At 45.9% G+C, this 25713-nt stretch carries 23 protein-coding genes; 16 read left to right on the top strand and 7 right to left on the bottom strand.

The genetic code is table 11. The features are described from left to right. The first annotated feature begins 7 nt into the window (after positions 1–7). From BZA03_RS13405 to BZA03_RS13390, 4 genes are read left to right on the top strand one after another with little or no spacing between them, the layout of a single operon-like run. The gene (locus tag BZA03_RS13405) at positions 8–1042 is read left to right on the top strand and encodes an extracellular solute-binding protein (RefSeq protein WP_014975320.1); all 1035 of its coding nucleotides are present in this window, start codon (positions 8–10) and stop codon (positions 1040–1042) included. Further along, the gene (locus tag BZA03_RS13400; RefSeq protein WP_014975321.1) at positions 1039–2559 is read left to right on the top strand and encodes an iron ABC transporter permease; all 1521 of its coding nucleotides are present in this window, start codon (positions 1039–1041) and stop codon (positions 2557–2559) included. Before BZA03_RS13405 ends, BZA03_RS13400 begins: the two co-directional genes overlap by 4 nt. Continuing rightward, on the top strand, positions 2559–3590 hold the full coding sequence (locus tag BZA03_RS13395; protein WP_039226913.1) for an ABC transporter ATP-binding protein: 1032 nt from the start codon (positions 2559–2561) through the stop codon (positions 3588–3590). Before BZA03_RS13400 ends, BZA03_RS13395 begins: the two co-directional genes overlap by 1 nt. 2 nt (positions 3591–3592) lie before the next feature. After that, positions 3593–4774, top strand: coding sequence for an NAD(P)/FAD-dependent oxidoreductase (locus BZA03_RS13390; RefSeq protein WP_110289035.1), 1182 nt, complete (start codon positions 3593–3595; stop codon positions 4772–4774). A 60-nt stretch (positions 4775–4834) separates the two neighbouring features. Here the strand turns inward: BZA03_RS13390 and BZA03_RS13385 are convergent, their stop codons facing one another. Next, positions 4835–5506: an OmpW family protein gene (locus tag BZA03_RS13385; RefSeq protein ID WP_110289034.1), complete on the bottom strand. Its 672-nt coding sequence runs from the start codon at positions 5504–5506 to the stop codon at positions 4835–4837. 137 nt (positions 5507–5643) lie between these two features. Then, on the bottom strand, positions 5644–6111 hold the full coding sequence (locus BZA03_RS13380; protein ID WP_014947817.1) for a hypothetical protein: 468 nt from the start codon (positions 6109–6111) through the stop codon (positions 5644–5646). Positions 6112–6335: 224 nt separating this feature from the next. Here BZA03_RS13380 and BZA03_RS13375 point away from each other — a divergent pair, with 224 nt between their 5' ends. The 3 genes from BZA03_RS13375 to BZA03_RS13365 all read left to right on the top strand — a co-directional run bounded on the left by BZA03_RS13375 (position 6336) and on the right by BZA03_RS13365 (position 9732). After that, positions 6336–6644, top strand: a complete 309-nt coding sequence (locus BZA03_RS13375; protein WP_014947818.1) for a hypothetical protein — start codon at positions 6336–6338, stop codon at positions 6642–6644. 150 nt (positions 6645–6794) lie between these two features. Then, positions 6795–7982 (top strand): diguanylate phosphodiesterase, encoded by a 1188-nt coding sequence (locus tag BZA03_RS13370; RefSeq protein ID WP_041693652.1) that lies wholly within the window; start codon positions 6795–6797, stop codon positions 7980–7982. A gap of 208 nt (positions 7983–8190) precedes the next feature. Further along, entirely contained in the window at positions 8191–9732 is a 1542-nt protein-coding gene (locus BZA03_RS13365; protein WP_258364643.1) for a diguanylate cyclase, read from the top strand. A 41-nt stretch (positions 9733–9773) separates the two neighbouring features. Here the strand turns inward: BZA03_RS13365 and BZA03_RS13360 are convergent, their stop codons facing one another. After that, positions 9774–10658 (bottom strand): ArgP/LysG family DNA-binding transcriptional regulator, encoded by an 885-nt coding sequence (locus tag BZA03_RS13360; RefSeq protein ID WP_039226907.1) that lies wholly within the window; start codon positions 10656–10658, stop codon positions 9774–9776. Between the two features lie 177 nt (positions 10659–10835). On the opposite strand from BZA03_RS13360, the gene BZA03_RS13355 reads away from it, so the two are divergent. Both BZA03_RS13355 and BZA03_RS13350 read left to right on the top strand, forming a co-directional pair. Further along, on the top strand, positions 10836–11438 hold the full coding sequence (locus BZA03_RS13355; protein ID WP_110289032.1) for a LysE/ArgO family amino acid transporter: 603 nt from the start codon (positions 10836–10838) through the stop codon (positions 11436–11438). A gap of 115 nt (positions 11439–11553) precedes the next feature. After that, positions 11554–11871 carry a multidrug efflux SMR transporter gene (locus tag BZA03_RS13350; protein WP_014947823.1) on the top strand — a complete coding sequence of 106 codons (318 nt, stop codon included), beginning with the start codon at positions 11554–11556 and terminating at the stop codon, positions 11869–11871. Between the two features lie 74 nt (positions 11872–11945). On the opposite strand, the gene BZA03_RS13345 is transcribed toward BZA03_RS13350, so the two are convergent. Beyond that, positions 11946–12662: a DUF1499 domain-containing protein gene (locus BZA03_RS13345; protein WP_014947824.1), complete on the bottom strand. Its 717-nt coding sequence runs from the start codon at positions 12660–12662 to the stop codon at positions 11946–11948. A 196-nt stretch (positions 12663–12858) separates the two neighbouring features. Here BZA03_RS13345 and BZA03_RS13340 point away from each other — a divergent pair, with 196 nt between their 5' ends. The 6 genes from BZA03_RS13340 (at position 12859) to BZA03_RS13315 (ending at position 21619) form a co-directional block, all read left to right on the top strand. Further along, positions 12859–13551: a DNA-J related domain-containing protein gene (locus BZA03_RS13340; protein ID WP_110289031.1), complete on the top strand. Its 693-nt coding sequence runs from the start codon at positions 12859–12861 to the stop codon at positions 13549–13551. Positions 13552–13867: 316 nt separating this feature from the next. After that, positions 13868–15013 (top strand): efflux RND transporter periplasmic adaptor subunit, encoded by a 1146-nt coding sequence (locus BZA03_RS13335; RefSeq protein WP_014947826.1) that lies wholly within the window; start codon positions 13868–13870, stop codon positions 15011–15013. A 21-nt stretch (positions 15014–15034) separates the two neighbouring features. Further along, positions 15035–18133 (top strand): efflux RND transporter permease subunit, encoded by a 3099-nt coding sequence (locus BZA03_RS13330; protein ID WP_014947827.1) that lies wholly within the window; start codon positions 15035–15037, stop codon positions 18131–18133. A gap of 56 nt (positions 18134–18189) precedes the next feature. Then, positions 18190–18687, top strand: a complete 498-nt coding sequence (locus BZA03_RS13325) for an alpha/beta hydrolase (RefSeq protein ID WP_014947828.1) — start codon at positions 18190–18192, stop codon at positions 18685–18687. 113 nt (positions 18688–18800) lie between these two features. Beyond that, positions 18801–20642 carry a bifunctional acetyl-CoA hydrolase/transferase family protein/GNAT family N-acetyltransferase gene (locus BZA03_RS13320; RefSeq protein ID WP_014947829.1) on the top strand — a complete coding sequence of 614 codons (1842 nt, stop codon included), beginning with the start codon at positions 18801–18803 and terminating at the stop codon, positions 20640–20642. Continuing rightward, entirely contained in the window at positions 20639–21619 is a 981-nt protein-coding gene (locus BZA03_RS13315) for a histone deacetylase family protein (RefSeq protein ID WP_014947830.1), read from the top strand. Before BZA03_RS13320 ends, BZA03_RS13315 begins: the two co-directional genes overlap by 4 nt. A 95-nt stretch (positions 21620–21714) precedes the next feature. On the opposite strand, the gene BZA03_RS13310 is transcribed toward BZA03_RS13315, so the two are convergent. The 3 genes from BZA03_RS13310 to BZA03_RS13300 form a co-directional block, all read right to left on the bottom strand. After that, a complete protein-coding gene (locus BZA03_RS13310) occupies positions 21715–22455 on the bottom strand; it encodes a MauE/DoxX family redox-associated membrane protein (RefSeq protein ID WP_061439000.1) in 741 nt (246 codons plus the stop codon). A 122-nt stretch (positions 22456–22577) separates the two neighbouring features. After that, on the bottom strand, positions 22578–23096 hold the full coding sequence (locus BZA03_RS13305; protein ID WP_014947832.1) for a DUF6436 domain-containing protein: 519 nt from the start codon (positions 23094–23096) through the stop codon (positions 22578–22580). Positions 23097–23132: 36 nt separating this feature from the next. Further along, a complete protein-coding gene (locus BZA03_RS13300) occupies positions 23133–24614 on the bottom strand; it encodes a methyl-accepting chemotaxis protein (protein WP_061439003.1) in 1482 nt (493 codons plus the stop codon). Between the two features lie 173 nt (positions 24615–24787). Between BZA03_RS13300 and BZA03_RS13295 the strand changes: the two genes are divergently transcribed. Further along, positions 24788–25660, top strand: coding sequence for a RimK family alpha-L-glutamate ligase (locus BZA03_RS13295; protein WP_110289030.1), 873 nt, complete (start codon positions 24788–24790; stop codon positions 25658–25660). Positions 25661–25713 lie beyond the last annotated feature (53 nt).

The raw sequence follows: 25713 nt of genomic DNA, 5'->3' as shown, positions 1-25713 counted from the left end.
AAGGTGTATGCAACGTAGAACATTCTTACAAGGCTTAGCTGCGGCCGGTGCATTATCTGGTTTGCCGTTTAGTTTTGCTCACGCTATGACACAAACAGGCAGTGTGTCAGTTGAGTCACTGCCTAAATTAGAAGGTGATCTCACACTTTACTTAGGTCGTGGTGAAGGTGGCTTGTACGAGAATGTTCTTAAGGCCATCGAAAAGCGCAACCCAAAGCTTAATCTTAAAATAAGACGCGGCGGCTCTGCGGCATTAGCCAACACCATCGTCGCTGAGACTAAGGCAGGCGTTAAACGCGCCGACCTTTTCTGGGCCGTAGACACGGGCTCTATTGGCATGGTTACTGATGCTGGCGCGGCTAAGCCGTTGCCAGACGACCTTACTGCGCAGCTGCGTGAAGATTTTCAGTACCCGAGCTGGTCACCGGTAACAGGTCGTGTGCGTACACTGCCTTATAACACTGAGCGTGTTAAACCGGAGCAAATCCCTGAAAGCGTGATGGCGTTAGCCGACAGCGATTTAAAAATTGGCTGGGCGCCAGCCTACTCATCGTTTCAGTCTTTTGTCACGGCAATGCGCATTTTAGAGGGCGATAAAGCCACTAAATCATGGCTTAAAGGCATTAATAAGCACTCGAAAAAGTACGCAGGTGAACTTGGTGTAGTGATGGGCGTTGAACGTGGTGAAGTCGATATTGGCTTTGCGAATCACTACTACACCCTTCGCCTTAAATCAGGTAAGCCGAATGCAAACGTAGCGCTTGCGTACAGTAAAAGCGACGCAGGTTGCCTAGTAAATGCGTCTGGTATTGTGGCATTGAGCGACGGTGACTTGCCGGTTAACTTTATTCGTTACCTGCTTTCGCACGAAGTTCAGTCTTATCTTGCTCGCGAAGCCTACGAAATACCTCTGGTTCAAGGGGTTGAACAGCCGCAAGGCTTAGCTGACCTAAGCACGCTGTCACCGCCTGAAATGGACCTTCGTAAACTGGCTGACTTACGCCCTACACTTAATCTTATGAGGGAAGTTGGCGTACTGTGACAAATTGGCCAAAGTCGTATCCACTGGCACTTCTTATCGCGCTGATGGCTTTATTGCCCGTCGGCGTTTTGTTTTCTCTAGCTCAAGATAGTGCGCAACTTTTTGATACCCATAACTTAAGGGTACTAGCGAACACGGTGTCATTGGTGGTGCTTACCATTATTGGCTCTGTACTTATCGGAGTACCGCTTGCCTTTTTAACCGCTTATGTGCAGATGCCATTTAAGCGGTTTTGGCTCATTTTACTTGCCGCGCCATTAGCACTACCAAGCTACATTGGCGCATTTGCGATGTACTTTTCATTTGGCACAGGTGGCGAAATTGAAAACGTACTGGGAATTAGCACGCCACCTATCAGCGGCCTTTGGGGCTCTGCGCTGGTCATGAGCCTTTATACTTATCCATTTGTCATGATGACAACCCGTTCAAGCTTACTGAGTTTAGATGCAAGCTTAGTTAACGCGGCGCGTACGTTAGGGTTAACCTTAGGCGCAAGCTTATGGCGAGTGGTTTTACCGCGTGTTGTGAATAGCGTTGCCGCAGGGGCACTCCTTGCTGCACTTTATGCGTTATCCGATTTTGGTACGCCTGCAATAATGGGCTTTGACACTTTCACCCGTGTTATTTTTGTTGAGTATAACGCCTTCGGTCTTAGTCAAGCCGCCATGCTGAGCCTTCAGCTAATGGTTATTGTTGGGCTTATTCTATTTATAGAAAGTCGTATTAGTGGCGCTCAAGAGCGCCCAGGTAAGCATTTATCGCTGTTTCCTGCTCGTTGGCAGCGAAACCTTATGTTGCTGGCTACTATGCCGGTGGTATTTATGGCTATTGTGCTTCCCCTTGCTATTTTTACGCTGTGGTTAGTGCGAGAAGGCGCCGGCGGTTTTGAATTTAGCTATGCGTGGAACTCAGCTCATGCGTCATTTATTGCAGCGATTGTTGCTGTATTACTCGCCATTCCGGTGGCTCACGCCGCTATTGCCGGAAAAGCTGGACGTTTTATGGAGCGCATTACTTATTTTGGCTTTGGGGTTCCAGGTATCGTAATGGGGACAGCCCTTGTTTATGTTGGCCTGCAGTTGCCCGCGCTCTATCAAACGTTAAGTCTGCTTGTGATGGCTTATGTACTGCGCTTTATCCCACTTGCTGTGGGAAGTGTAAGAAGTACGGCTGAGAATATTGATTCAGGTCTGGTAAAAGCTGCTCGCGTGCTGGGCGCTAGCCCGCGTGAGGCATTTATGCGAATTACGCTGCCGTTAACCCTTCGTGGTATGATAGCGGGCGCAGCGCTTGTGTTCTTAGAAGCCATGCGCGAACTACCTGCAACGCTAATGTTAGGACCTACAGGATTTGAAACCTTAGCTACCTATATGTGGCGAGTTTACGAAGCGGGTTACTTTGGCCGCGCAGCCGTGCCAGGGCTTTTACTTGTTTTATTATCAGGTGTGGGGTTAATCCTCATGCTGTCGGGCGAAAGAAAAGCCCAGTTTACCGTTACCGAGGATGATCGTTCGTAATGCTTAGTGTAAATAATTTGTCTGTGAATTATGGGTCTACCCGCGTTGTCGACAAGTTAAATCTTGAGCTTGGACAAGACGAAATCCTGATGCTGGTGGGGCCAACCGGCTGCGGTAAAACCACCATTTTGCAAGCGTTGGCTGGGCTTATTCCTATTTCAGAAGGTGCTATGAGCCTAGGTGAATGGGAAAGTACAGCAAACAAACATGTTCCGCCTGAAAAGCGTAACGTAGGTATGGTGTTTCAAGACTTTGCGTTGTTTCCTCATCTTACCGTTCAGCAGAACGTTTGCTTTCGTTTAAAAGACACTAAGCTGGCCGATCATTGGCTTCAATTATTAGGCCTAGATAACTTCCGCGATGCAAAACCTGCACGTCTTTCTGGCGGTCAAAAGCAGCGCGTTGCGCTAGCAAGAACGCTAGCTCACGAACCTTCCTTTGTATTGCTAGACGAACCCCTTTCAAACCTTGATGCTGCGCTAAAAGACAGCTTGCGCTGGGAAATTCGCGATGCCTTAAAAAAAGCAGGCGTACCTGCTATTTGGGTAACGCACGATCAAGAAGAGGCGCTAAGCGTTGGCGATAGAGTGGGTATACTTAATAAAGGTGTGCTTGAGCAATTAGACACACCTGAAGCCTGTTACTCTTCTCCTGCCAGCCGTTTTGTGGCGCGTTTTATGGGCGAGGCGAGCTTCTTAAGTGCGACGTTCGATAGCAGCGCAGCAAATACAGACAAAACAGTGGTTACCGATATTGGTAATGTGCCGGGCACACCGCTTCAAGGTGCAAGCGGCAACGTAGACTTGTTGGTACGCCCTGACGATTTAAGCTTAGATGCTACACTAAGTGAAACTAACTGTACGGTTGAATGGGTACGCTACGAAGGCGAAAGTCGGCTTTACGCGGTTGTCTTAGATTGCGGCGACGAGCTTAAAGTACGAGTAAGCCACGAAAATGCTATAAAGCCCGGTACTCGCGCCTTCGTACAGCTAATAACCACACATCCATTGGCCGTTTTTCCTAGAGGTTAATTGTGATCAAGCGCGATGTAATTGTTATTGGTGCAGGAGCTGCAGGGCTTTTTTGTGCGGCGCAGGCCGGCGCGCGCGGACGCAGCGTAGAAGTGCTCGATCACGCTAAAAAAGTGGGCCGAAAAATCCTGATGTCAGGCGGTGGTCGCTGTAACTTCACTAACATGTATGCAGGCCCTGAAAACTTTCTTTCGCAAAACCCTCACTTTTGTAAGTCGGCACTAAGTCGCTATACCCAATGGGACTTTATTGGCTTGGTTGCCGAGTATGGCATTGCCTACCATGAAAAAACCTTGGGCCAACTGTTTTGTGATGATAGCGCCAAAGAGATCGTCGATTTACTGCTAAATGAGTGCAACAAAGCGGATGTGACGATTACCACTCGTTGCGACATTCTAAGTGTAGAAAAGAATGAAAGTGGGTACTCACTTACAACCTCGAATGGTGAGTATGAATGTGAATCCCTTGTAATTGCTACCGGCGGTTTAAGCATGCCCAAGCTAGGTGCCACGCCATTCGGCTACAAAATAGCGCAGCAATTTGGTCTTAACGTATTACCTACTCGTGCAGCACTTGTTCCCTTTACCTTGCACGATAAAGATAAAGACACACTGGCAGAGCTTAGCGGTATCGCAGTTGATGTATATGCCAGCTGCAACGACACTACGTTTAAAGAAGCGATGTTGTTTACCCACCGAGGGTTGAGCGGCCCTGCCATGCTCCAAATTTCCAGCTATTGGGAAGCGGGTGACAGCTTAAGTATCAACATGCTACCTAACGACGATGCTACGGCGCTTCTACAAACTGCACGCACAGAGACGCCAGACGCATTGCTTGCTACCTGTTTAAATAAAGTATTTCCAAAGCGTATGGTACAGAGCCTTATTGAGTATCATAGTTGGCGCAACGTGCCGGTGAAACAGCTGACTCACGGCGAGTGCGACGCCATTGCTGACACCCTAGAGAATTGGCAAATAAAGCCAAACGGCACAGAAGGATATCGCACCGCCGAAGTTACTATAGGCGGTGTTGATACCAATGACCTATCATCAAAAACCATGATGGCGAAAAATGTCGAAGGCCTGTACTTCATTGGCGAAGTGGTTGACGTAACTGGTTGGCTAGGTGGCTTTAACTTCCAATGGGCATGGAGCAGTGGTTGGGCAGCAGGGCAGGTGGTTTAGAACCTCACCACGCTCCAAATTGTCGTACACTTTGAGGAACTCAAAGAATTAAACGGTTACCTAAAACCGGTAACCTAGCGAAATAGCATAGACAAAGGGATCTATTTCAATAGAGCGCACTGACCCCCGGGTATCACTTAGGTTAAAGCTTGCTTCTGTGTCTATGTCTATCCAACGAACTGCGGCATTCAAAAACCATCTTTCGCTTAACTGATAGTCTATTCCCGCTTGTGCGGCTAAGCCAAACGAGTTATCAAGAGATAAGTCACTAAGCCCTGCCTCTTCATTAGCTCCCGTAAATTGCTCGTCATAAATAAACGTATAGTTTAGACCCGCACCCACATAGGGCTGAAAAGCACTTGATGGATCGTTAAAGTAATAGTTAACCGTCACTGTGGGCGGAAGGTGGGTTACTTCGCCTAGCAGGTTACCTGTTCCTAATGGATTATCGATAGAGAAATTAACGTCATGTGTGAACGGCGTTGCGGCTAATACTTCTACGTTAACCCTATCCGTGATGAAATAGGCCGCGGTGAGGCCCAACTGCGTGTTGTTATCAATGGTCAGGCCAAAACCCAAGTCATCACCCACGTTAATGTTTGAAGACGATTCATCAGGTGCAACCGTGGCAAAGCCCCCTCGGACAAGAACGTCGCCTTTTTCAAATGCAACTGCACTGGATGCTGAAGCAATAAAGAGAAGGGCGGTTAGTGCTAAAGCTAAGTTTTTCATCGTAGTCTCTCAGTCTGATAATTGAACACAGATAAGACTAAACAGACTTACTTAAAAAGAACTTTCTAGAAGATTAACGTTAGATTAAAAGCCTTCGTTATATAAAAAGCTAAAGACGGCGCAGTATTGCGCTGTAATCAAAACGACATACCAATTGCTAGACCAGCAACCACTGCACTTTTATGATTTCGATGATAGTCGTAATGAAGCTGCGGCGATATGGTAACCCCCGATACTTCAAACTCATACAGAAAGCCTAACCGGGCCACCTCCATTTTATGGCTGCCGTGGAACTCAACGCCGGGGCCTATTTGTGCAATAAAATTATTGGTAATGTGCAGGTCAGCAACAAGCAGGTAGGTGTAAGCGTCTAAGTCTTCAAACGCGTATTCAGCCACAAAGCCTACGCCTAAAAAATCGCTCACACGGTATTCGTAATCGATACCTAGTGTAAAAGCGTTTCCGCACTCTTTTGTGTAAGTGGTACCTACCAATGCAGATAAATGATGGGGTGACGTTTCCCAATGATGAGCATTTCCCTTTGCAACAACAACGGGGGCAAATACCAAGGCAGCAACCAAGCCTAACGCTATTTGAACTCGCATAGTGATGCTCACATAAATTTAACGGTGACTACCTAGAAAGTTTCTTTCTAGCACTAATGAGAGCGTAGGCATCAAATGGCTATTTCACCAATGAACTTTAGTTGAAGTAATCGATAGGCCTAACTTAGTCGGCGTTAGGCGCATAGTTAAGCTTACATCTACCCATAACATCAAAATCTCGCTAAGGTGTCTGAATACAAGCCACCGAAGGAAAGAATAAAATAATGATTGATGAGAAACAGAAGGTACGTTTTTTAGATGCTTGTACCGAACAGCTTATCGCGCTTTATACAGCCAGCAAAAACGGTAAAAAGGTCGATGCTGAGAAATATCGGGTACAAGGGTTTATGCACGCTGGCGAGCTTCTAGGGATAATTACCAATGAACAGGGCAAGGCGCTGATTGCCGACTTACATGTACAGGTTTTTGGTGAAACTATTGATGAGCGAGCGACAAGAAAACGTAAACTTGATGCGCTAAAAGAATCTGATCCCGATGCATATATTGAGATTCCCGCCATTGAAAGACGTTAATTTAAGTTAAGCAAAGTTACCTAAACCGACTTTGCGAGATTCTCGTTTCTAAGACTATACTTTGCCCCACACTATGATAAAAAAGCTGTAAAAAGAGGTTGCAGTTAGTTCGAAGCAGGGATGAAAACAAAGTTTAACAAGAGGCAACCCGTGCTTAAGCAGTTAGTTTACAGAAGTCAGTCGACGGTAAAAATTGATGAAAATGAACTTCTTAAAATAACAAACGATTCACTGCCATTTAATGCGAAAAACCACATTACAGGTATTCTTTTGTTTGATGGGGAATACTTCTTTCAAGTGCTTGAAGGAGATTGTGAGAAGGTAAATGCGCTTTTCGAACATATAAAAACAGACAGTCGTCACAGCAACATTATGAAAGTGACCGAAATGGTCATTCACAAACGCGATTTTGGAGATTGGCATTTAAGAACGCTTTCTGTCGCAGAAGGAAGCCGCTGCTATTGGTTACCTTCGGACATTAATATTAGCCGGGAAAGCCGGATATTTGCGCTTCTCAACAGCTTTGCTTCTGGGAAATGGCGAACTTGTTTAAGTGATAACGCGCGCAAAGACGTAAGAGCTAACGTTACGACGTCAGAGAAAGCAGTTAAACCCTTCGAAAACTCTGACATTCAGTTTGCCTTTCAGCCTATTGTGGATACCTACAGAGCTCGTGTTTCTTCAATTGAAGCCTTAATCAGAAGTAACGATGGGAGATATCCTGAGACTATTTTGGAGGAGCTGGTTGGGCCGGAAAAGTACGATTTTGACCTAAAAAGCAAAGCTATAGCAATTAAGCAAGGCGCTGCGTTGCTATCTTCAGACCAGTCTTTATCCATCAATTTATGCCCCGGAGCGATTACCTCCACCGTCAACGTCGCAGACTACCTTCACGAATTGGTTAAACGCAATAAATTGAAACCACAGCAGCTTGTTATCGAAGTTACCGAAACAGAAATAATCAGCGAAAGTGACACATTTTACCAAGCAATAGAGCAGATCCGTTCACGAGGCATGAGAGTCGCTATAGATGACTTCGGCGCAGGGTACGCAGGGTTATCGTTACTCGCAGACTTCACACCAGACAAAATTAAATTAGATAGAAAAATAACGACAGGCATTCACGAAAGCGGGCATCGACAAGCAATAACCGAGGCTGTACTCGAGTTTGCCAACTCTATGGGAATTCCCTTGGTGGTAGAAGGCGTCGAAACGATTGATGAGTGGCTGTGGTTGCAGCATGCGGGTGTACAAAGATTTCAGGGGTTCTTGTTCGCAAAGCCCAAATTAAATGGTGTTAGTGGTATTGATTTTTCCTTCGACGGCGCTAGCAGCTAACTCCGCATAGGAAAAATATACATTTCTTGTCATTCCGCAGGATATTTTTCAGCGTTCTCACATTTTTAAACTAAGCTTAATGGGTGTGAGTTTTTATACCAGAATATAAATACTCATAACTCATCTTTGTGTAATAGCCGTACAGGGATATTTTTGCTACACGGATTTAGCTGCGGTACCAGTAGGAAGCAAATCTATGGCATGTGGAGTGTCGCGTAATTTTGTTCGCTTGTTGTTTGGGTTGATTTTGCTGACGTTCGGCACGTTTGCCAATGCAGCGTGCGTCATTAATGCTGAAAATGGTACTTCTGATACTGATAGTGCTCTGTCTATCGTACTTAAAGAAGGTGCACAGCGACTTTCGTTAAGCTGCGATGTCAACGCGACTCACGTTCTCTATTTCCCAAGAAACTACCTTTCTTATAATCAGCTGTATGACAGCGAGATGCAAAAAGTCCCCAAGTTAACCGGCGCATTTGAGTCTTATGCAATAGATAATACCCATAAGCGTCTATTTTTGGATATTAACTCTCAGGTACAGCGACCTGTCAGGCTAAATATCGCTACGTTAAATGATTTTCAGACGTTGGCGTCAATACATACCTTCACATTAAGCTTGTTCATCGGCTTTTGCTTAGCGTTAACCCTGTACGTAGGAATGCTGGGAACGAGTATGCGCAACTACGGCTTTTACTCCTACAGTTTCTATGTGCTCAGTGCGGCAATTTTCTTTTTGCTTCAAGAAGGGTTACTGAACATTGCGTTTCCCCATGTCGCCTTTTTCTCGAACTTTAAACTGCATCTGTTATTCGCAGGGATCACGGTATTTGCTGCGGTAAAGTTTCTTGATCAACTACTCGATTTCAAAGCACTGCTAAAAGTATGGCAGCGCCAGTTTATTCTGGGAATGGCGTGTTCGGCACTGGCACTTTCATTTGTGCAGATCATTCTGTCCACTTCTGATGCGATGAGAGTAAATAGTACGCTAAGTCTTATCACGCTGATAACAATGACCTGTACGCTATCAAGCTGTGTTTACGCCGCCTACCGCAAAGTACATTGCTCAAACTTAGTATTAATGGGTATTGCTGTCATGGTGTTTTCCATGATGTTTCGATTGGTTTTTTCAGACGTGTCAGCGTTTATGTACCGCTACGGACTTATTGTGGGAATAACTATTGAAGCGTTTATTTTTGCTATTGCCACGTCGAGAAAAGTAAAAAAGCTCGATGACGACAGGCTTAGTGCATTCAAACGTGCGTCTACAGATTCCTTGTGTAAAGTGCTAAACCGCAGTGGATGGGAAGGAATAGCACAAAGCCTGCTTACTAACTTCAACAAGGAAGGAGGATATTTGACCTTGCTATTTATCGACGTTGATAACTTCAAGGAGATTAATGATCATTACGGGCACCATTGCGGCGATAAAGTGCTGCAGGTTATTGCTAAAATTCTGCTGAGCCGATGCCGAGACCAAGATGCAGTAGGGCGCCTTGGCGGCGATGAATTTGTGGTGCTAAGCCACTGTTACAGTGAAGGACAATCTGAGCGCTTGGCTGCGCGCATAGAAGCCAGTCTTCTGGAAAGGGATATTAGAACCGATAACGTTGTTATTTCTGTTACGGCAAGCGTAGGCACATACATCACAAATGAACGCTGCAAAGATCTCACCACTCTGTTAAATAAAGCAGATAAACTGATGTACAGCGTTAAGGAGAAGCATAAAACGGCTCAATTGGCGTCTTCTTAATTAACCTTGCAGCAACGTATCACACACGCAGCGTATTAGGATCATTTAAGCTGCGCTTTCGCTATATTCTTTACGGCTTTGGTCAAGTCGGCAAGCGCTGCCGATTCAAGGGTTGTCCAATGCCAAAATAACGGTACACCAAGCTCTTTTTGAGGAAATAACGGAACGAGATCGCCTTCGTTAACCTCTTGTTCAACTTGAAGCGTGGGTAGCAAAGCCCACACCACGCCATCTAGCGCCATTTTGACAAAGCCATGAGACGATGGATACCAATGACAAGTTGTAAAAGAGGGGGCTATGTTTAAACACTCTCGTTGATAATCAGTCAGCAAAGTCACATCGTATTCGTCGTACAGCAAACCCGGTGTACTCATCACGCTCTGGGGGGATATTTCTTTATGCAGGTATCGCTCAATGAAGCGAGGCGATGCATAAAGTTGATAGCGCATGGTTCCCAGTCTTATAGATTGCCCACCGGTAACGGGTGTACCTGTTTGGCTAATGCAAGCCATTACACGGCCTTGCTGTAATATGTCTCGGGTTTGAGTTTGATCCGCATTAACAATATGAATTGGGTTGGCACGCTTATCACTAAACGCGGCCATTACTTGCGAAAACCAGGTAGCCAGCACATCGTTATTCACGGCAACGCTTATAGGTGCAGCCGACGCTTCTAATCCACTTTGTATATTCAGCGCTTCTTCTAATACGCTTACTTTTTGAATATGCGCCAGCAGCTCTTTTCCCAGTGGCGTAGCGCGAAGCGGCTTGGTGCGAACCATCACTGGGCCGCCGACACTCTGCTCTAGCCGTTTTATTTTTTGCGATACCGCCGACTGGGTGAGGTTTAGGGCCTGTGCACCTTTTTCAAATCCGCCGTAGCGTAACACTTCATGAAAGCATCGAAGCGCGTCGTAATCCAACATTAATGACTACCTGTGAAAAGAAGGTTATAAGTATTAATTTTGCTTATTCAAAACAAATATCATTAATTTAATTTAGTCTTTCAAGGTGTATAAAATCAAGCCAATTATTCAGCATGTAACCTTAAACCGCGTTACAGCTACGGCGTTTGAACTTATTTACACTAAGAGGCATTTATCATGTTGGCGGCAGCAACAAGTGGTTTCGTGATGGGCGGTACCCTAATTATTGCAGTAGGCGCACAAAACAGTTTTTTGATTGAGCAATCGATGAAGCGACAGTGGACAACCTTATTTGTCCTGCTGTTTATCCTAAGCGATGCTATCTCAATAAGCTTAGGAGCGATGGGCTTTGGCTTGCTATTGCAGGAATACCCAATGCTGGTGTCTATCACCAAGTGGGCTGGTGTTGCGTTCTTACTGTGGATTGCTTTTAACAAAATAAAATCATCTATGGCCAACGACGCGCTTGTTTTAGAAATGGCGAAAAAGCAACTGTCGTTCAAAAAAGCACTGCTCATTGCGTTGGCAGTAACTTGGTTAAACCCCCACTTTTACCTAGACACTTTATTATTGATGGGAAACTTAGCGAGTCAGTGGCAAGAAGATAAATGGTGGTTTGTGGGTGGAGCTATTGGTGCATCGGTGGTTTGGTTCGTAGGTTTGAGTACCTTAACCGCACGTTTTTCACACCATATGCAGCGCCCTAATTTCTGGCGTTGGTTTAACCGTCTTAATGCTGCGGTATTAGGTATGGTAAGTATTCAGTTGGCGAGTTTGTAAGGCAAAAGCGCTAAATAGCAAAATATTACGACGCGTCGAGTACGCTTTATGATTTAAGACGGTACGCTACGCATCTGTGATAGTTGACGATGAGCGCGAAGAGAGGGATAGACTGGTGAGCTGGATTTATTTGATTGTGGCGGGCCTTCTGGAAATTGGTTGGCCTGTTGGACTAAAAATGTCACAAGAGGCGGAAACCCGCGTAATGGGTATTTTACTTGCGGTTGGGTTTATGGCTGCCAGTGGTTTTTGTTTATGGATGGCGCAAAAACAAATTCCAATTGGAACGGCGTACGCTGTGTGGACAGGAATAGGCGCCGCGGGCACATTTTTAGTGGGTGTTATGTTTTATGGCGATCCCTCGTCATTGGCACGATATTTCGGCGTAGCGCTTATTGTTGCAGGAGTTGTTGTCTTAAAGTTGGCCCACTAAAGTTAGGTCCAATTACAAAAAAGCCCGTTAGCTTAGTGCGAACGGGCTTTGTTTTTTAAGCGGGTGGTCAGATTTTAGTGATATCCAAGTTGGTTTCTAAGCTCTGCCATAAAGGTTTCGATACGTTCAGCATTCTTGCCTAAATCACTTTTCCCTACTCGTGATTTGCTGCGGATATCAACCAGTGTGTCATCGCTTTTAGCGGTTAGACGAATAACTACGTCGTCTTTAAAACCAAACCACGCTGTGGTGTCGGTGGCTTCCAAGGTGTTCGGCAATGCGCCGTCGTTAACGCGTTCCCATCCAAGCGCCTCTATGGCTTTTTCTGCAGCGATGTAGACCTCATTTGCGGGTTGCGGCAGCAATTGAGTTTTAATTTCAGGGTAAGCTTCTAGTTGCTGCTTAGTGACTTCACCGCCTTCGTAAGCGATGGAGTTAGGCGCACCTTCGCGTAGCGGAGCAATTGCAACGAACTCCGGCGGATTAGTGACATCGGTAGTAATGTCATGGATCGGAGGAACTGCGCTGGCTTTGCTCATCATGCTCACCGGCATTCCTACAGCAACCAGGGCAAGAATGGCACAGATAAAGGTGCTTCCCCAGCTAACGTTTTTACGGTTAATCAAAACCTGCAAAATAATGAGTATCAACGCTGCGCCGCCCACATACACGCCAAATCGCAGTGAAGTAAATGCGGTGCCTAAACTCACACCGGCATACTGATAAAGGGGGCCGGGTAATACCACCATAAGAAAACCGACAATACTGGTAAGGGCAATGAGTGCTTTCAAGTGAACTCCAAAGTTATTATTTTATTTTTACTAAGCTACTTTAACAGTGAACGTTGCGTTTTGGATTACTTTCTAGCAATAAAATCGGTACTAGGCCAATATTTAACATGTTTGTACACTAGGGCTGTTGGTCTTTAACGTACATCAAAGACCAGCAGGCCCTGGATGAACCCTATTTAAAGCAAGGTAATTAGTTTTGCAAAATCAGCCTGATGCCAGCGAAGCTTACGTGCTTCAAGCCGAACTACTTGTTGATACGTTATCGACACAAAAGCCGCTTTTTCAACGTGGTGTGAGCGAGTATGAGCTCATTGAGATTTTGAAAAAAGCGCCATATCACTTTTTTGATGACGCTTCGTTACGAGAGCCTTTAATGCTCTTTAAAACCCATTTCATTGTGTTTCACGCCCTTTATCAACTTAAACGTCGTTGGATAGAGCAGGGCGAAGGCGTGCTAGACATTCATACTCTTAATATTAAGCTAAACCAAGAAAGTGCCCACAGCGACAAAAATAGTGCCCACAGCGACAATGATAAAGAAAGCCAGGATAAGGTTGGAGCAATAACCGAAGCTGATACCTTAGCTGAATACTACTTGGACTGGGGCAATTTTGAGAAGGCAGACAGAGAAAGTGTAGATGCACTGCTTAATGCGTTTTGGCATCGTATGGCCTCAGGAAACGCGCACACCGTTGAGCAGGAAGATATTGCCGATGCCCACGCGCTTCTGAGCCTACCCCAAGATGAACATGTTTCTTTGTCGGTACTAAAACGAGTATATAAAAAAGCCCTGCAGTTGGTTCACCCTGATAAGGGAGGAACGCAACAGGAAGCCCAAGACGTCATTCACGCCTACCAGTTATTGCTGGGGTATTATTCGTTAAAATAGAACGTTAAGTGCGCTGTGATTTCGCTTTATTCGTATAACGTATACACGCTCAGGTATTTGACCGACAACTTCAGTAATTTCAACTTCATTGACTTTTATTATCATCTATAAATGCGCACAATATGACCTATAAGAGCGTAGATCCGTATCAATGATCGCTTAACTATGCCACTTCAAAACCAATTATCGCAGTTTCAGGCTTTGAAATGCGCTAGATAATTCGGTGCACCGGAAGCAATAAGCTTTAATTTTAAAATTGGATATGCAGAGCAAAGGCCGTGTTCTGTACAAAAAGTTATTGGGAAATAGAAAATTTATGAGTCGCATTTTTTATGTTACTGCAGCATTAATAACCCTTGTCGGCGTTATTGGGTGTTCGAATGAAGGCGAGCAAGCACAGCAAGGTGCTCAGCAAGGTATGCCTGCACCCTCAGTATCGGTAGTTACACTGAAACAAGAACCTGTAGTACATGAAATGGTGTTACCGGGCCGAGTAAGCCCGTCTCGTCAATCTCAGGTGCGTCCTCAGGTAGATGGTGTTATTACGGAACGCTTGTTTGAAGAAGGCGCACATGTAGAAAAAGGACAACAGCTTTATCAAATTGACGAAGCCCGTTATCTAGCACAGTTAAATAGCGCAAAAGCCGATTTGAAAAGTGTTCAAGCGAACCTTAAAACGTTGGAAGCAAAGGCGCGACGCTATGACGACCTTGTTGCGCAAAACGCGGTAAGCAAACAAGAATATGACGACGTAATTGCTCAGAAAGATCAAGCGCAAGCGGCAATTAGCGTAGCTGAGGCAGCTGTTGACGTAGCGAAGGTTAACATGGGTTACACCAAAGTGTACGCCCCAATCAGCGGACGTATTAGCCGCTCTTTTGTTACTGAAGGTACCCTTGTTACTACGAACCAATCTCAGCAACTTGCAACCATTACACAGCTTGACCCAGTTTTCATTGATATGCAGGAGTCAGGTGCGTCAATTATTACGCTTCGTCAGTCAATGAGAAACCAAGGTTCAATGGATGTTGAATTAACGGTAGATGAAGTAACAGGCAAGCGTTACGACCAAACAGGCAGCGTTAAATTTTCTGAGGTAACGGTTGATGAGACCACTGGGTCGGTAACACTTCGTGCTGAAATGCCAAATCCAGATGGTGTATTGCTGCCTGGCTTGTTTGTGAAAGGCCACGTCATTACTGGACGCGAAAATGCGCTGCTTGTTCCTCAACGCGCAACGACACGCCAACCAGACGGTTCGCTTTCAGTTTATGTTGTTAACCAAAACAACGAAGTAGAAGGTCGTACTTTGGAAATAGGCAAAATCTATCGAGACCAATATGTTGCCCTAAGCGGTGTGAGCGAAGGCGAAAAGGTAATTGTAACTGGATATCAGAAGGTGAAGCCTGGCGCGAAAGTTAATCCGTCAGAGTGGCAACCATCATCACGTGGCTCACGATAGCAAACAAGGGATTTAAGTAATATGGCTCGTTTCTTTATAGACAGGCCCGTGTTTGCATGGGTGCTGGCAATTATCACAATGATGGCGGGTGTGTTGGCAATTACCTCACTCCCCATTGAACAATATCCCAAGGTGGCACCGCCCTCGGTGACTATCTCAGCAACGTATCCTGGAGCATCTGCAGAAACCGTAGAGAACTCGGTTACTCAGGTAATAGAACAAAGCCTGACGGGAATTGATAACCTACGTTATTTCTCGGCAAGCAGTTCGAACAGCAGCATGTCTATTACGCTCACTTTTGAGCCAGGTGCTGACCCTGATATTGCGCAAGTACAAACTCAGAATAAGGTACAGGGTGCACTGCCGCTGTTGCCTACTCAGGTACAGCAACAAGGGGTAACCGTAACTAAAGCAAATAGCGCATTTGCATTGGCAGTTGGCTTCTATTCTGAAGACGACTCAATGACGCAATATGACCTGAGCGACCTGTTAGTTTCTCAATTTCGCGACCCGATTTCCCGTGTTAATGGTGTGGGAAATGTACGGGTATTCGGTGCGCAGCGTTCAATGCGTATATGGTTAGATCCAGATAAACTGTACAGCTACAATCTTACACCTACTGACGTTCAAGGCGCCGTTCAGGTACAAAATACAGATGTGTCTGCTGGTCAACTAGGTGGTATGCCTGCAATAGAAAATCAGCAAATTAACGCGACAATTCAAGCGCAGAGTCGCCTTCAAACCGTTGAAGATTTTGAAAACATCGTACTTCGCGTAAATACCGATGGTTCTCAGGTTCGCGTGCGTGACGTTGCGCGTGTTGAACTGGGTGCGCAAAGCTACGACGTTATTGTTCGATACGATCGCAAGCCTGCATCAGGTATGGCGATAAGCCTTGCCTCTGGCGCAAACGCACTAGATACTATTAAGGCAGTAAAAGCCCGAGTTGAAGAACTGCGCTCGAATTTGCCAGATACAGTTAAAGTGGTTTACCCGGTTGATAGTTCTCCTTTTATCGAGCTTTCTATCGAGTCGGTAGTTCATACGCTTATTGAAGCGGTAGTACTGGTATTCTTGGTGATGCTACTGTTCCTTCAAAACTGGCGTGCAACGTTAATCCCTACCATTGCGGTGCCAGTGGTATTGCTCGGCACCTTTGCTGTGCTACTGGCATTTGGCTTTAGTATTAACGTGCTAACCATGTTCGCTATGGTACTTGCTATCGGCCTGCTCGTAGATGATGCCATCGTGGTGGTGGAAAACGTTGAACGTATTATGGAAGAGGAAGGCCTTTCACCTGCCGAAGCCACCAAAAAGTCGATGACTCAAATCACAGGTGCACTTGTTGGTATTGCGGCCGTGCTTTCAACGGTATTTATCCCAATGGCGTTCTTCAGCGGCTCAGCAGGCGCTATTTATCGTCAGTTCTCGGTTACTATCGTGTCAGCTATGGCATTTTCGGTATTGGTCGCTATCGTCCTTTCACCGTCTTTGTGCGCCACGTTATTGAAAAAGCATCCGGAAAACCATGACAAGAACAAAGGCTTCTTTGGCTGGTTTAACCGCACGTTTAACAAAGGCCGCGATCGCTATCAAAAGACAACAACTCACATGGCGCAACGCTTTAAGCGCTATTTCGTTGTTTATGGTTTGCTGGTAGGTGGTATGGCATTTATTTTCAGCCAGCTTCCTGGCGCGTTTCTTCCAGATGAAGACCAAGGGCGTATGATGGTGTTGGTAAGCACACCGCCTGGTGCAACAGCTGGCCGTACGCTCGAGTCTATCAAGCAAGTGGAAGACTATATTCTTGAGCAAGAACAAGACGCGGTTAACGGCATGTTCGCGGTTGTGGGCTTTAGCTTTGCGGGTCAGGCGCAAAACGCAGGTATGGCTTTCTTAAACTTCAACGACTGGAGCGTAAGAGACGAAAATAATTCTGCGTTTGCAGTGATGAACCGAGCTTTTGGCGCGTTTAGCCAAATTCAAGATGCCTCAGCCTTTCCTATAGTGCCTCCGCCTATCATGGAACTAGGTAATGCAACGGGCTTTGATATGCAGCTTGTCGACCGTGGTGGAAATGGTCACGAAGCGCTGATGAATGCGCGTAATCAGCTGTTGGGCATGGCAGCGCAGAATCCAAAGCTGGCGGGTGTTCGCCCCAATGGTTTAAGCGATGTACCTCAATTTAAAATCAATATTGATAGCGAGAAAGCGTCGGCACTTGGATTGAATTTAAGTGAGATCAATAACGCGCTTCAAATAGCGTGGGGGTCCAGCTACGTAAATGACTTCATTGATAAAGGTCGAATTAAGCGTGTTTACATGCAGGCAGATTTGCCTCATCGCATGACCCCTGAAGACTTGGATAAGTGGTTTGTTCGCAACAGCGACGGCGAGATGGTGGCGTTTAACACGTTCTCGACCACTGAATGGGTTTATGGCTCACCTAAGTTAGAGCGTTTTAACGGCGTGTCGTCTGTCAATATTCAAGGTAGTGCTGCTGAAGGTATCTCTTCGGGTGAAGCAATGGCTGAAATGCAGAAATTGGTTGAGCAGTTACCGCCAGGCTTCGCAATTGAATGGTCAGGCCTATCTTATGAAGAGCAGGAAGCAGGCTCGCAAGCGCCTATGCTTTACGCACTATCAATCTTGATTGTTTTCTTGTGCTTAGCAGCCCTGTACGAAAGCTGGTCTGTGCCATTCGCCGTTATGTTAGTGGTACCTTTGGGGATTCTCGGCTCGGTAACCGCTGCGTTTATTTTCAACTTGCCGAACGATGTGTACCTGCAAGTAGCGTTTTTGACTACCGTAGGTTTGGCGGCGAAAAACGCTATTCTTATTGTCGAATTTGCAAAAGAGCAGTATGAAAACGGCGAAGATTTAATGACTGCGGTTTCAAATGCAGCCTCTCAGCGTTTCCGCCCAATTCTAATGACGTCAATGGCGTTTATTTTGGGAGTAACGCCGTTAGCACTAGCTAGCGGAGCAGGCGCAGCCAGCCAAAATGCAATAGGTATTGCGGTTATGGGTGGTATGTTCGCCGCTACCTTCTTGGCGATTTTCTTCGTGCCCATGTTCTATGTGCTGGTAGAAAAACTCTTTCACAGGGAAGACAAGTAACAAGCAAGTGCGCTAGAGTGGGAAAAACTTTTCATTTTTGAATAGGGATATCGGTAATGACCACCGTTGTTTTTTCTCACGGCAAAGAAAGCGGTCCATGGGGCAGTAAAATAACAACGCTTTCAAATGTAGCGAGCGATATGGGTTTTGGCGTCGAGAGTATTGATTATCAAGATCTCGACTGCCCGGAAGCTCGCCTAGCGCGACTTAAAGAGTTTATTGCTGAAAAGTGCAATGATGTTGTTCTGGTTGGCTCAAGCATGGGCGGCTATGTATCACTTGCCGCAGCAAGCCAAATCTCGGCACGAGGCGTATTCCTTATGGCTCCTGCACTGTATTTGCCAAACTACGAAATTCAACGGTTCCCCTACGACGGCTACGTGAGCCTAGTGCACGGCTGGAATGACGATATCGTGCCTATCGAAAATAGCTTAAAGTACGCGCGCCATCAAAAAGCTCAGCTCTTGTTACTTAATGACGGCCATCGCCTAGCGAATAGCAAATCTGTTATTTCTCCGTTTTTCAGAAATTGGTTGGAAAAATTTCGATACTAATGATGAATCGGTAAGCCTACGACCAATCGCTTATAGTTCACGCTTACGCAAATGCGGGAAAGCGCCTGTTTTTATGGCATGATGAGTTATTGCTTAAAACAGGGCAGATGGAAATGACATTTAGTTTACCTCAAGCGCCACAATGGTCGTCGCTGATAAAGTCTGGTTGCCGTGTCTTTGTTGGCGGAAATGCCTCGGTGCCGCATGCACTAGTGCAGCATCTCATTGATAACAGCGAAGGGTTTAGCGACATCGAGCTGGTTCATATGCTGGCTTTAGGCGACACCCGATGGGTGAAAGAAGAGTATAAAAACCTCTTTAAAGCGAATACATTCTTCATTGGTGGCGAAGCCATGCGTAAGGCGGTCGATGAGGGCCGTGCTGACTATACCCCCGTTTTCCTGTCTGAAATATCAAGCTTATTCAGCGACGGTACGCTGGCACTGGATGCTGCGCTGGTTAACGTAAGCCCACCCGATGAATTCGGCTATTGCTCACTAGGTCCTGCTGTGGATATTGCTATGTCGGCAATTAGACAAAGCAAAAAGGTCATTGCTCAAATTAATCCTCAGGTGCCAAGAACCGCCGGCCACTCTTATATTCACATCAGCGAAATAACGGCCTGCATTGAAGCCGAAGAGCCGCTTGTTGAAGTAACGCCGCCGCCTATCGATTCGGTGGCAGAGCGAATTGGTCAGTATGTATCTATGCTGGTGGACGACGGTGCTACGTTGCAATTTGGTATTGGGAAAATACCGAGTGCCACCCTTAAATATCTGTGTAACCATAAAGACCTAGGCATTCACAGCGAAATGCTCACCGACAGTATTATTGAACTGTTGGAGTCGGGCGCTATCACCAACAAGAAGAAGACTTTCCACCCCGGTAAAATTGTTACTAGCTTTGCTATTGGTACTCGCCAGCTTTACGATTTAATCGACAGCAACCCTCACATCGAGTTTTATCCAAGTAGCTACGTAAACAAACCCACCAATATTGCCAAGAACGATAATATGGTTGCCATTAACAGTGCGCTTGAAGTGGATTTAACCGGTCAGGTCGTCGCCGATTCATTGGGCTACGACTTTTACAGTGGCATAGGCGGGCAAGTTGATTTCGTAACGGGCGCGTCTATCAGCAAAGGTGGGAAAGCGATTATAGCGCTGCCTTCTACTGCCAAGAATGAAACCATTTCCCGTATCACACCCCGTATAAGTGAAGGGGCGGGTGTTGTTACTTCGCGGGGCAATGTTCAGTACGTGGTGACCGAATACGGCATAGCATCGCTTAAAGGCAAAAGCATTCGAGAGCGTGCATTGGAACTTATTCGTGTGGCACACCCCAAATTCCGTGCAGCGCTCTTAGAAGAAGTAAGACAGCATTATTGGGTACCTCATTATCAGGAAAAGTACCCAACCGATATTCCAGAACTGGGTGCTATTCAGCTTAAAAAACTGAATATTCAGGGGGAAACCTATTACATGCGCCCGCTGAACCCCGCCGATGAAAGGCGTTTGCAGGAATTCTTTTACTCCCATACGAAAGAAACACTAAGGCTGCGTTACAACTACGACCCGAAGCAAATGTCGCGCGAAAAGTCGTGTAATTTGGTGTCGGTGGATCAAAGCTCAGATGCGGCGTTATGTATTGTAAGGCAAGAAGGCTCCCGTATTACCATTCACGCAGTAGGGCGGTTTTACTTCAATCCCAATGACAATACCTGTGAAGCAGCGTTTGTTACCCGTGAAACCCAGCAAGGGAAGGGGATGGCAAGCAGGCTGTTAAATGAATTGATCAACGTTGCGAAAAAACGAGGCATTGCAAAGATGATGGCCTACGTGCGTGGCGATAACAGCCCGATGATTGCCATTTTCGAGCAAGCGCAATTTAAACGGAAGTTCACTGGCGACCCCAGTGACATAGAGTTAGTACTAGATGTGGCATCACTCGCATGACAATTAAAATTTTTCGCGGCAAACACGGCACTAAACACGACTTAGGGAAAGATCATCCCGAGTCACCGGACCGCCTGTTCGCCATAGACGACCAATTACTGTCTTCTGGACTCGATATGGTGTGTGAGCACGCTGATGCTACGCCAATTGCTGAAGCTTATCTTAAGCTAGCCCATGACCCTTACTATGTGAAAAGTGTGTTTGAGCATGCGGCTCAGTCCATATTTAGCGACCACGAAAAAACGCTCTATTCCGAACGCAAGGATAATGTCGCATGGTTAGACGAAGATACCGGCTTGATGCGACACAGCTTAAATGCAGCACTTGAGTCGGCTGGTGCGGGATGTAACGCGGTGGATTGGGTTATGGAAGGTAGTGACAGGCAGGCGTTCTGCGCGACAAGGCCGCCAGGTCACCACGCTACATACGACAGCGCTATGGGCTTCTGTATTTTTAATAACATTGTTATAGCCGCGCGCTATGCCCTTCAAAACTATGAACTAAAGCGCGTTGCCATAATCGATTTTGATGTTCACCACGGAAACGGTACCGAGCAAATTGTCGCTGGCGATCAACGCATCATGCTTTGCAGCAGTTTCCAGCATCCTTTTTATCCACATAGTGGTTCACCGGTGTCGGCAAGTAATATTCTTTCTGTACCACTAGAAGCAGGCTCTACAGGTGAGGTATTTAGAGAAAAAGTGCAGCACTGGTTTAACGCATTGCGCAACTTTCAACCTGAGCTGATTTTTATCTCAGCGGGTTTTGATGCTCACGCAGAAGATCCTATGGCGCATTTGCGACTGGTGGAAGACGATTATTTCTGGATAAGCCAACAACTTCGCGCAGTGGCTGACGAGTGTTGTCATGGTCGCATAGTCAGCATGTTAGAAGGCGGCTACGATTTAAGTGCATTAGGCCGCAGTGTGGTGTCGCACCTTAAAGGTATGAGCCGCCCTATTGAAGAAACTCAATAGGGTCTCATAGCAAGTGAATTATCGTGTTGTTAATTCCACGGGTAAACATGGTTATAGATACCTGCTCAACACGGGTGCATCGGCCTTCATTTAAATTAGGCTACCCATCGTGTAAGCATGTAAAGGCCAGCACCTAACATGGCAAGGTTTTCGGTAAGCGAGATAAACCCAAGAGGAAGGTCGGAATTACCGCCCACACAGGCGCACTTAAGTTCACGTTTATCGATATATACCGCTTTAATAACTGAAACTGCACCTATTGCACCGATAAAAATAGAAACAGGTGAAACTAAAAGTGCGGGAAGCCCCGCTAGCATACCAAGCCCAGCAAACGCTTCTGCGAAAGGGTACACATACGCGTACCTTACGTGCTTCATTGCAAGTAAGTCATAAGTAATGAATTGATTTGAGAACGCTACAATGTCCTGTAGTTTTTGTAATGCGAGGATCACCATGGTGATGCCAATGAAATTCATTATGAAAGGTTCAATACCTGTCGGGAGTCCACCTTTTAGCATGAGCGCAAATACCACAAGGGCGGCTAAAGAAAAAATCACAATGATAGGTGTGTAGCGCGAACCGAACTCACTTTCTTGCTTCAAATTGAAATAATCTCGTAAGTCATCATAGCCACCAATTCGCTTATCATCGATAAACGTTTGCGGCGTGGTTTTCACATTATGCTTCTCTTTAAAAGCGTCAGTTTCACTTCGGTTGGACAAGTGATGGTCTTCAACATCGTAGCCCTTTCTTTCTAGCAAATCTTTCGACTTAAGTCCGAAGGGACAAATGTGATCAGGGGTAACCATGCGATAAAGAACGGCGCGCTTTGACATTGTGGACTCCTTGTAAACCTTTCACGAAACGGCACCTAGTGCGCAAAATATGCGCGCCTTCTGCCATATTCATAGTGATATCACGATATACAAAGATAAGTTACATAATCCATGCCAAGGGTTTAACAGAAGCATCCAGTTGCATCAGTGTTAATTACCGCACCGTTGTAGGGGAGTTGTGTGGTATAGCTTACAACCTGTTCGACAAGGTTCTTTCCGGTAAAGCATCCGTAGCCCGTTGCGTATGGACCTAAATAGCGAAGCTGATTTTGCATGTCTAAAACTATAAGCGCGGGCACTGCATCAAGCATAGCGGCGAGTTCTGGTACGTCTTCTATATTCACTCTGACTTGATGAAAGTCATTTCCTAGCTTTGTTAATAGCTGAGTTTGGTGAGGTGTAGTTAACGTTTCACAGTAGCAACGAGACTGCGTTCCCACATGAATAACAGAACCAGGGGCAATGTTTTGTTCGTTTAGTAGTTCGACAAGTGAAGCGTCAAAATTAGGCGCTGTTGTGCGGTGAAGTAAATCACCATTTGGGTCGAAGGAAGAAAGCTGGCGCTGACCGTAAACCAACAAGGCGGTGAGTAAACTCACCGCCCATAACAACAAAAGTATCCAGCTTGTTTTTTTATGCATAACCCAAATGCCAACAGCGTGCTTCTAGCGCTTTGGTTAAAGCTTAAATCGCTCGATAGCACTGCGCATGCGTTGAGAGATTTGTGACAACACCTCAACTTCGCCTGCTAGCGATTCAGCGGTAGCCAGTTCCTCAGAAGTGAATTCGCTTAATCGCGCCGTACTTTGCGCTATAGAAGACGATGCGGTTTCTTGCTCCACCGCTGATGTCGCTATTTCGGTCATGCTTTCGCTCGCTTCGCGAATTTGCTGCATGATCTGGGTCATGGCTGAAGTGGCGTTATCGCTCGATACAACGGCTTCATCAACCAGCTGAATGCAGGTTTGCATTTGTTCGACTGAACTGGCGGTTTGGGCAACTAGCTGCTCAGTAATACTTGTGATTTGGTCTGCACTTTCTTTTGAGCGAATAGCCAAAGTGCGTACTTCATCGGCAACAACGGCAAAACCTCTGCCGTGTTCCCCTGCACGGGCTGACTCGATTGCTGCGTTCAACGCAAGCAAGTTGGTTTGCTCGGCAACGGCGGTGATAGAGCGCATTGCGTCAGAAATATGCGCGCACTGCTCGTTAAGCGCCGAGTTTGTCTGCGCTGCCGCATTTAATGTGTTGCGCAGCGAATCTATGGTGCGGCTTGTGTTGGAAATAGAGTCGCGCGTAGTCTGCGAAGAACTTTGTGCCGCAGAGGCTTTGTCGCTGGCAAGGGTTGTTTGTTCGGTAGACAGCTGCATCGTTTGTGCGATTTCTTCTGACGATGCCGATACCATGGCAATCTCTTGGTCAGTGTTTCTGCTGATTTCAAACATGTTGTTTGCCGCCAGCTCCATCTTGTCACAGCCTCTAACAACTTCGTCTGTTAAATTTGAAGCAAGCTCAATTAATGCTTTTACTTGGTCGATGAGCTCTGCGAAAGGTCTCACAATCTTGTGGCCTCGGTTAAGTTCAATAGATAAATCGAGTCTACCGTCACCCTTTTGCATGGTCTCAATAGCTAAGCGCAGTTCAGCCGCACCGGCACCTTCTTGATGACTTTGTTTAGCCATGTACATCAAAACACCGCCCTCAGAAAGCGCGAATACGGCGTGCATCAGCAAAATAGGAAAGGTTACGTGACCTTCTTCAAAAATAAATAACGGCGCGCCGCCCGCTTGTAAAAAGAAGAACGAAATATGATGTACAGCAACGACTGCGGTGCCGGTTGCAACCACTTTCCAGTCTCTAAAGTAGGAAAGGAATGCCAGAAGAACAAAGATTTCAAAGTGGACTTCAATTAACCCGAATGACTGGTGGATATGGAGGGCTGTTAGCAGTTGAACACCGATAGCCATCGCATGGCGACTTATCGCTGAATAGGGATTTTGCAAACTAAGGATAAGTGGTACGGCAGCAATTGGAATACCAAGAACAAATGCAGGAAGAATCTCGCCAGTATAAAAACCGATGCCAATCGCAATTAGCAGTTGGATAACAATTACAACGCGAAAAATCTTGTGACCTTCTAGGAGCCAAGGATACTGCATGCCAATCTCCGACAAGTATTTGGGATTAAGTGTAGGTTAAAAATAAGGGGTGTGCTAACTTCGCCACAGTTTACGTAAGTCACGGTTTTTACGCCATTTAACTTTTGTATAGAAGTTACTGTTATTAAAAAAGTTTAATCTTCGAATGCCTAAATAAGCTAAAGGACACAATCATGCCTGCCATCGCCTTTCTTTCTACTGACCACCTTGAAGACTTTTTTGTGTACGACGAGCTTTTGATCCCGTTTTTTAATGATAACGGTTGGTCTGTAGAAACCATATCTTGGCATAGTCAGTCAGAAAACTGGGATAGGTTTGACTACGTGATTGTGCGCAGTACATGGGATTATCAGCAGCATCCAGAGGCCTTTCTGGCTTGTTTGACTCAAATTGATGCGTCGAGCGCAACCTTGCTCAATCCATTGCCTCTTATGCAGTGGAATATTGAAAAGCACTACTTAAAAGACCTACAGGACAAGGGCGTGCCTATTGTAAGTACACGGTGGAGTAATGCATTTAATAACAGTGTTATTGATGAGGCCTTTTCCCATTTCAATTGCGACACTGTGGTGGTTAAACCTACGCTTAGCGCTAATGCTGATGATACGTTTAAGCTCTCGGTCTCAAATTGGCATGAACAGCAACAGGCGCTTTCTAATACGTTTAATCAACGTGATTTCATGATTCAACCTTTCTTAAATAGCGTGGTTGAAGAAGGGGAGTACTCGCTTTTCTATTTTGGCGGGAAGTACAGCCATGCCATCAAAAAGGTGCCGCAGAAAGGCGATTTTCGCGTACAAGAAGAGCACGGGGGGAGCTTACATCCCGTTGCCGTAGATGAAGGACAACTTGATATTGCCCAGAAAGCATTGTCAGCAATGCCTTGCGAAGCACTTTATGCACGGGTTGATTTAGTCAGGCAGGGCAGTGGCTGGGCGATAATGGAACTTGAACTTATTGAGCCCTCTCTTTACTTCAATTTAGATGAACAGTCTCCCCTGCGCTTTGTCGACGCATTGATAAGCTTTCATTTGAATAGGGCCTAAGCGTTGAATAAATGAAAAGTGAAGCCAGCAAATTATAGGTTTGCTGGCTTACT

Origin of the sequence: Alteromonas sp. I10, from assembly GCF_003201515.1 — a bacterium.
Lineage (GTDB): Bacteria > Pseudomonadota > Gammaproteobacteria > Enterobacterales > Alteromonadaceae > Alteromonas > Alteromonas macleodii.
Note: the sequence above shows the minus strand (reverse complement) of the source record. Positions and strands in the feature narration are given on the sequence as shown.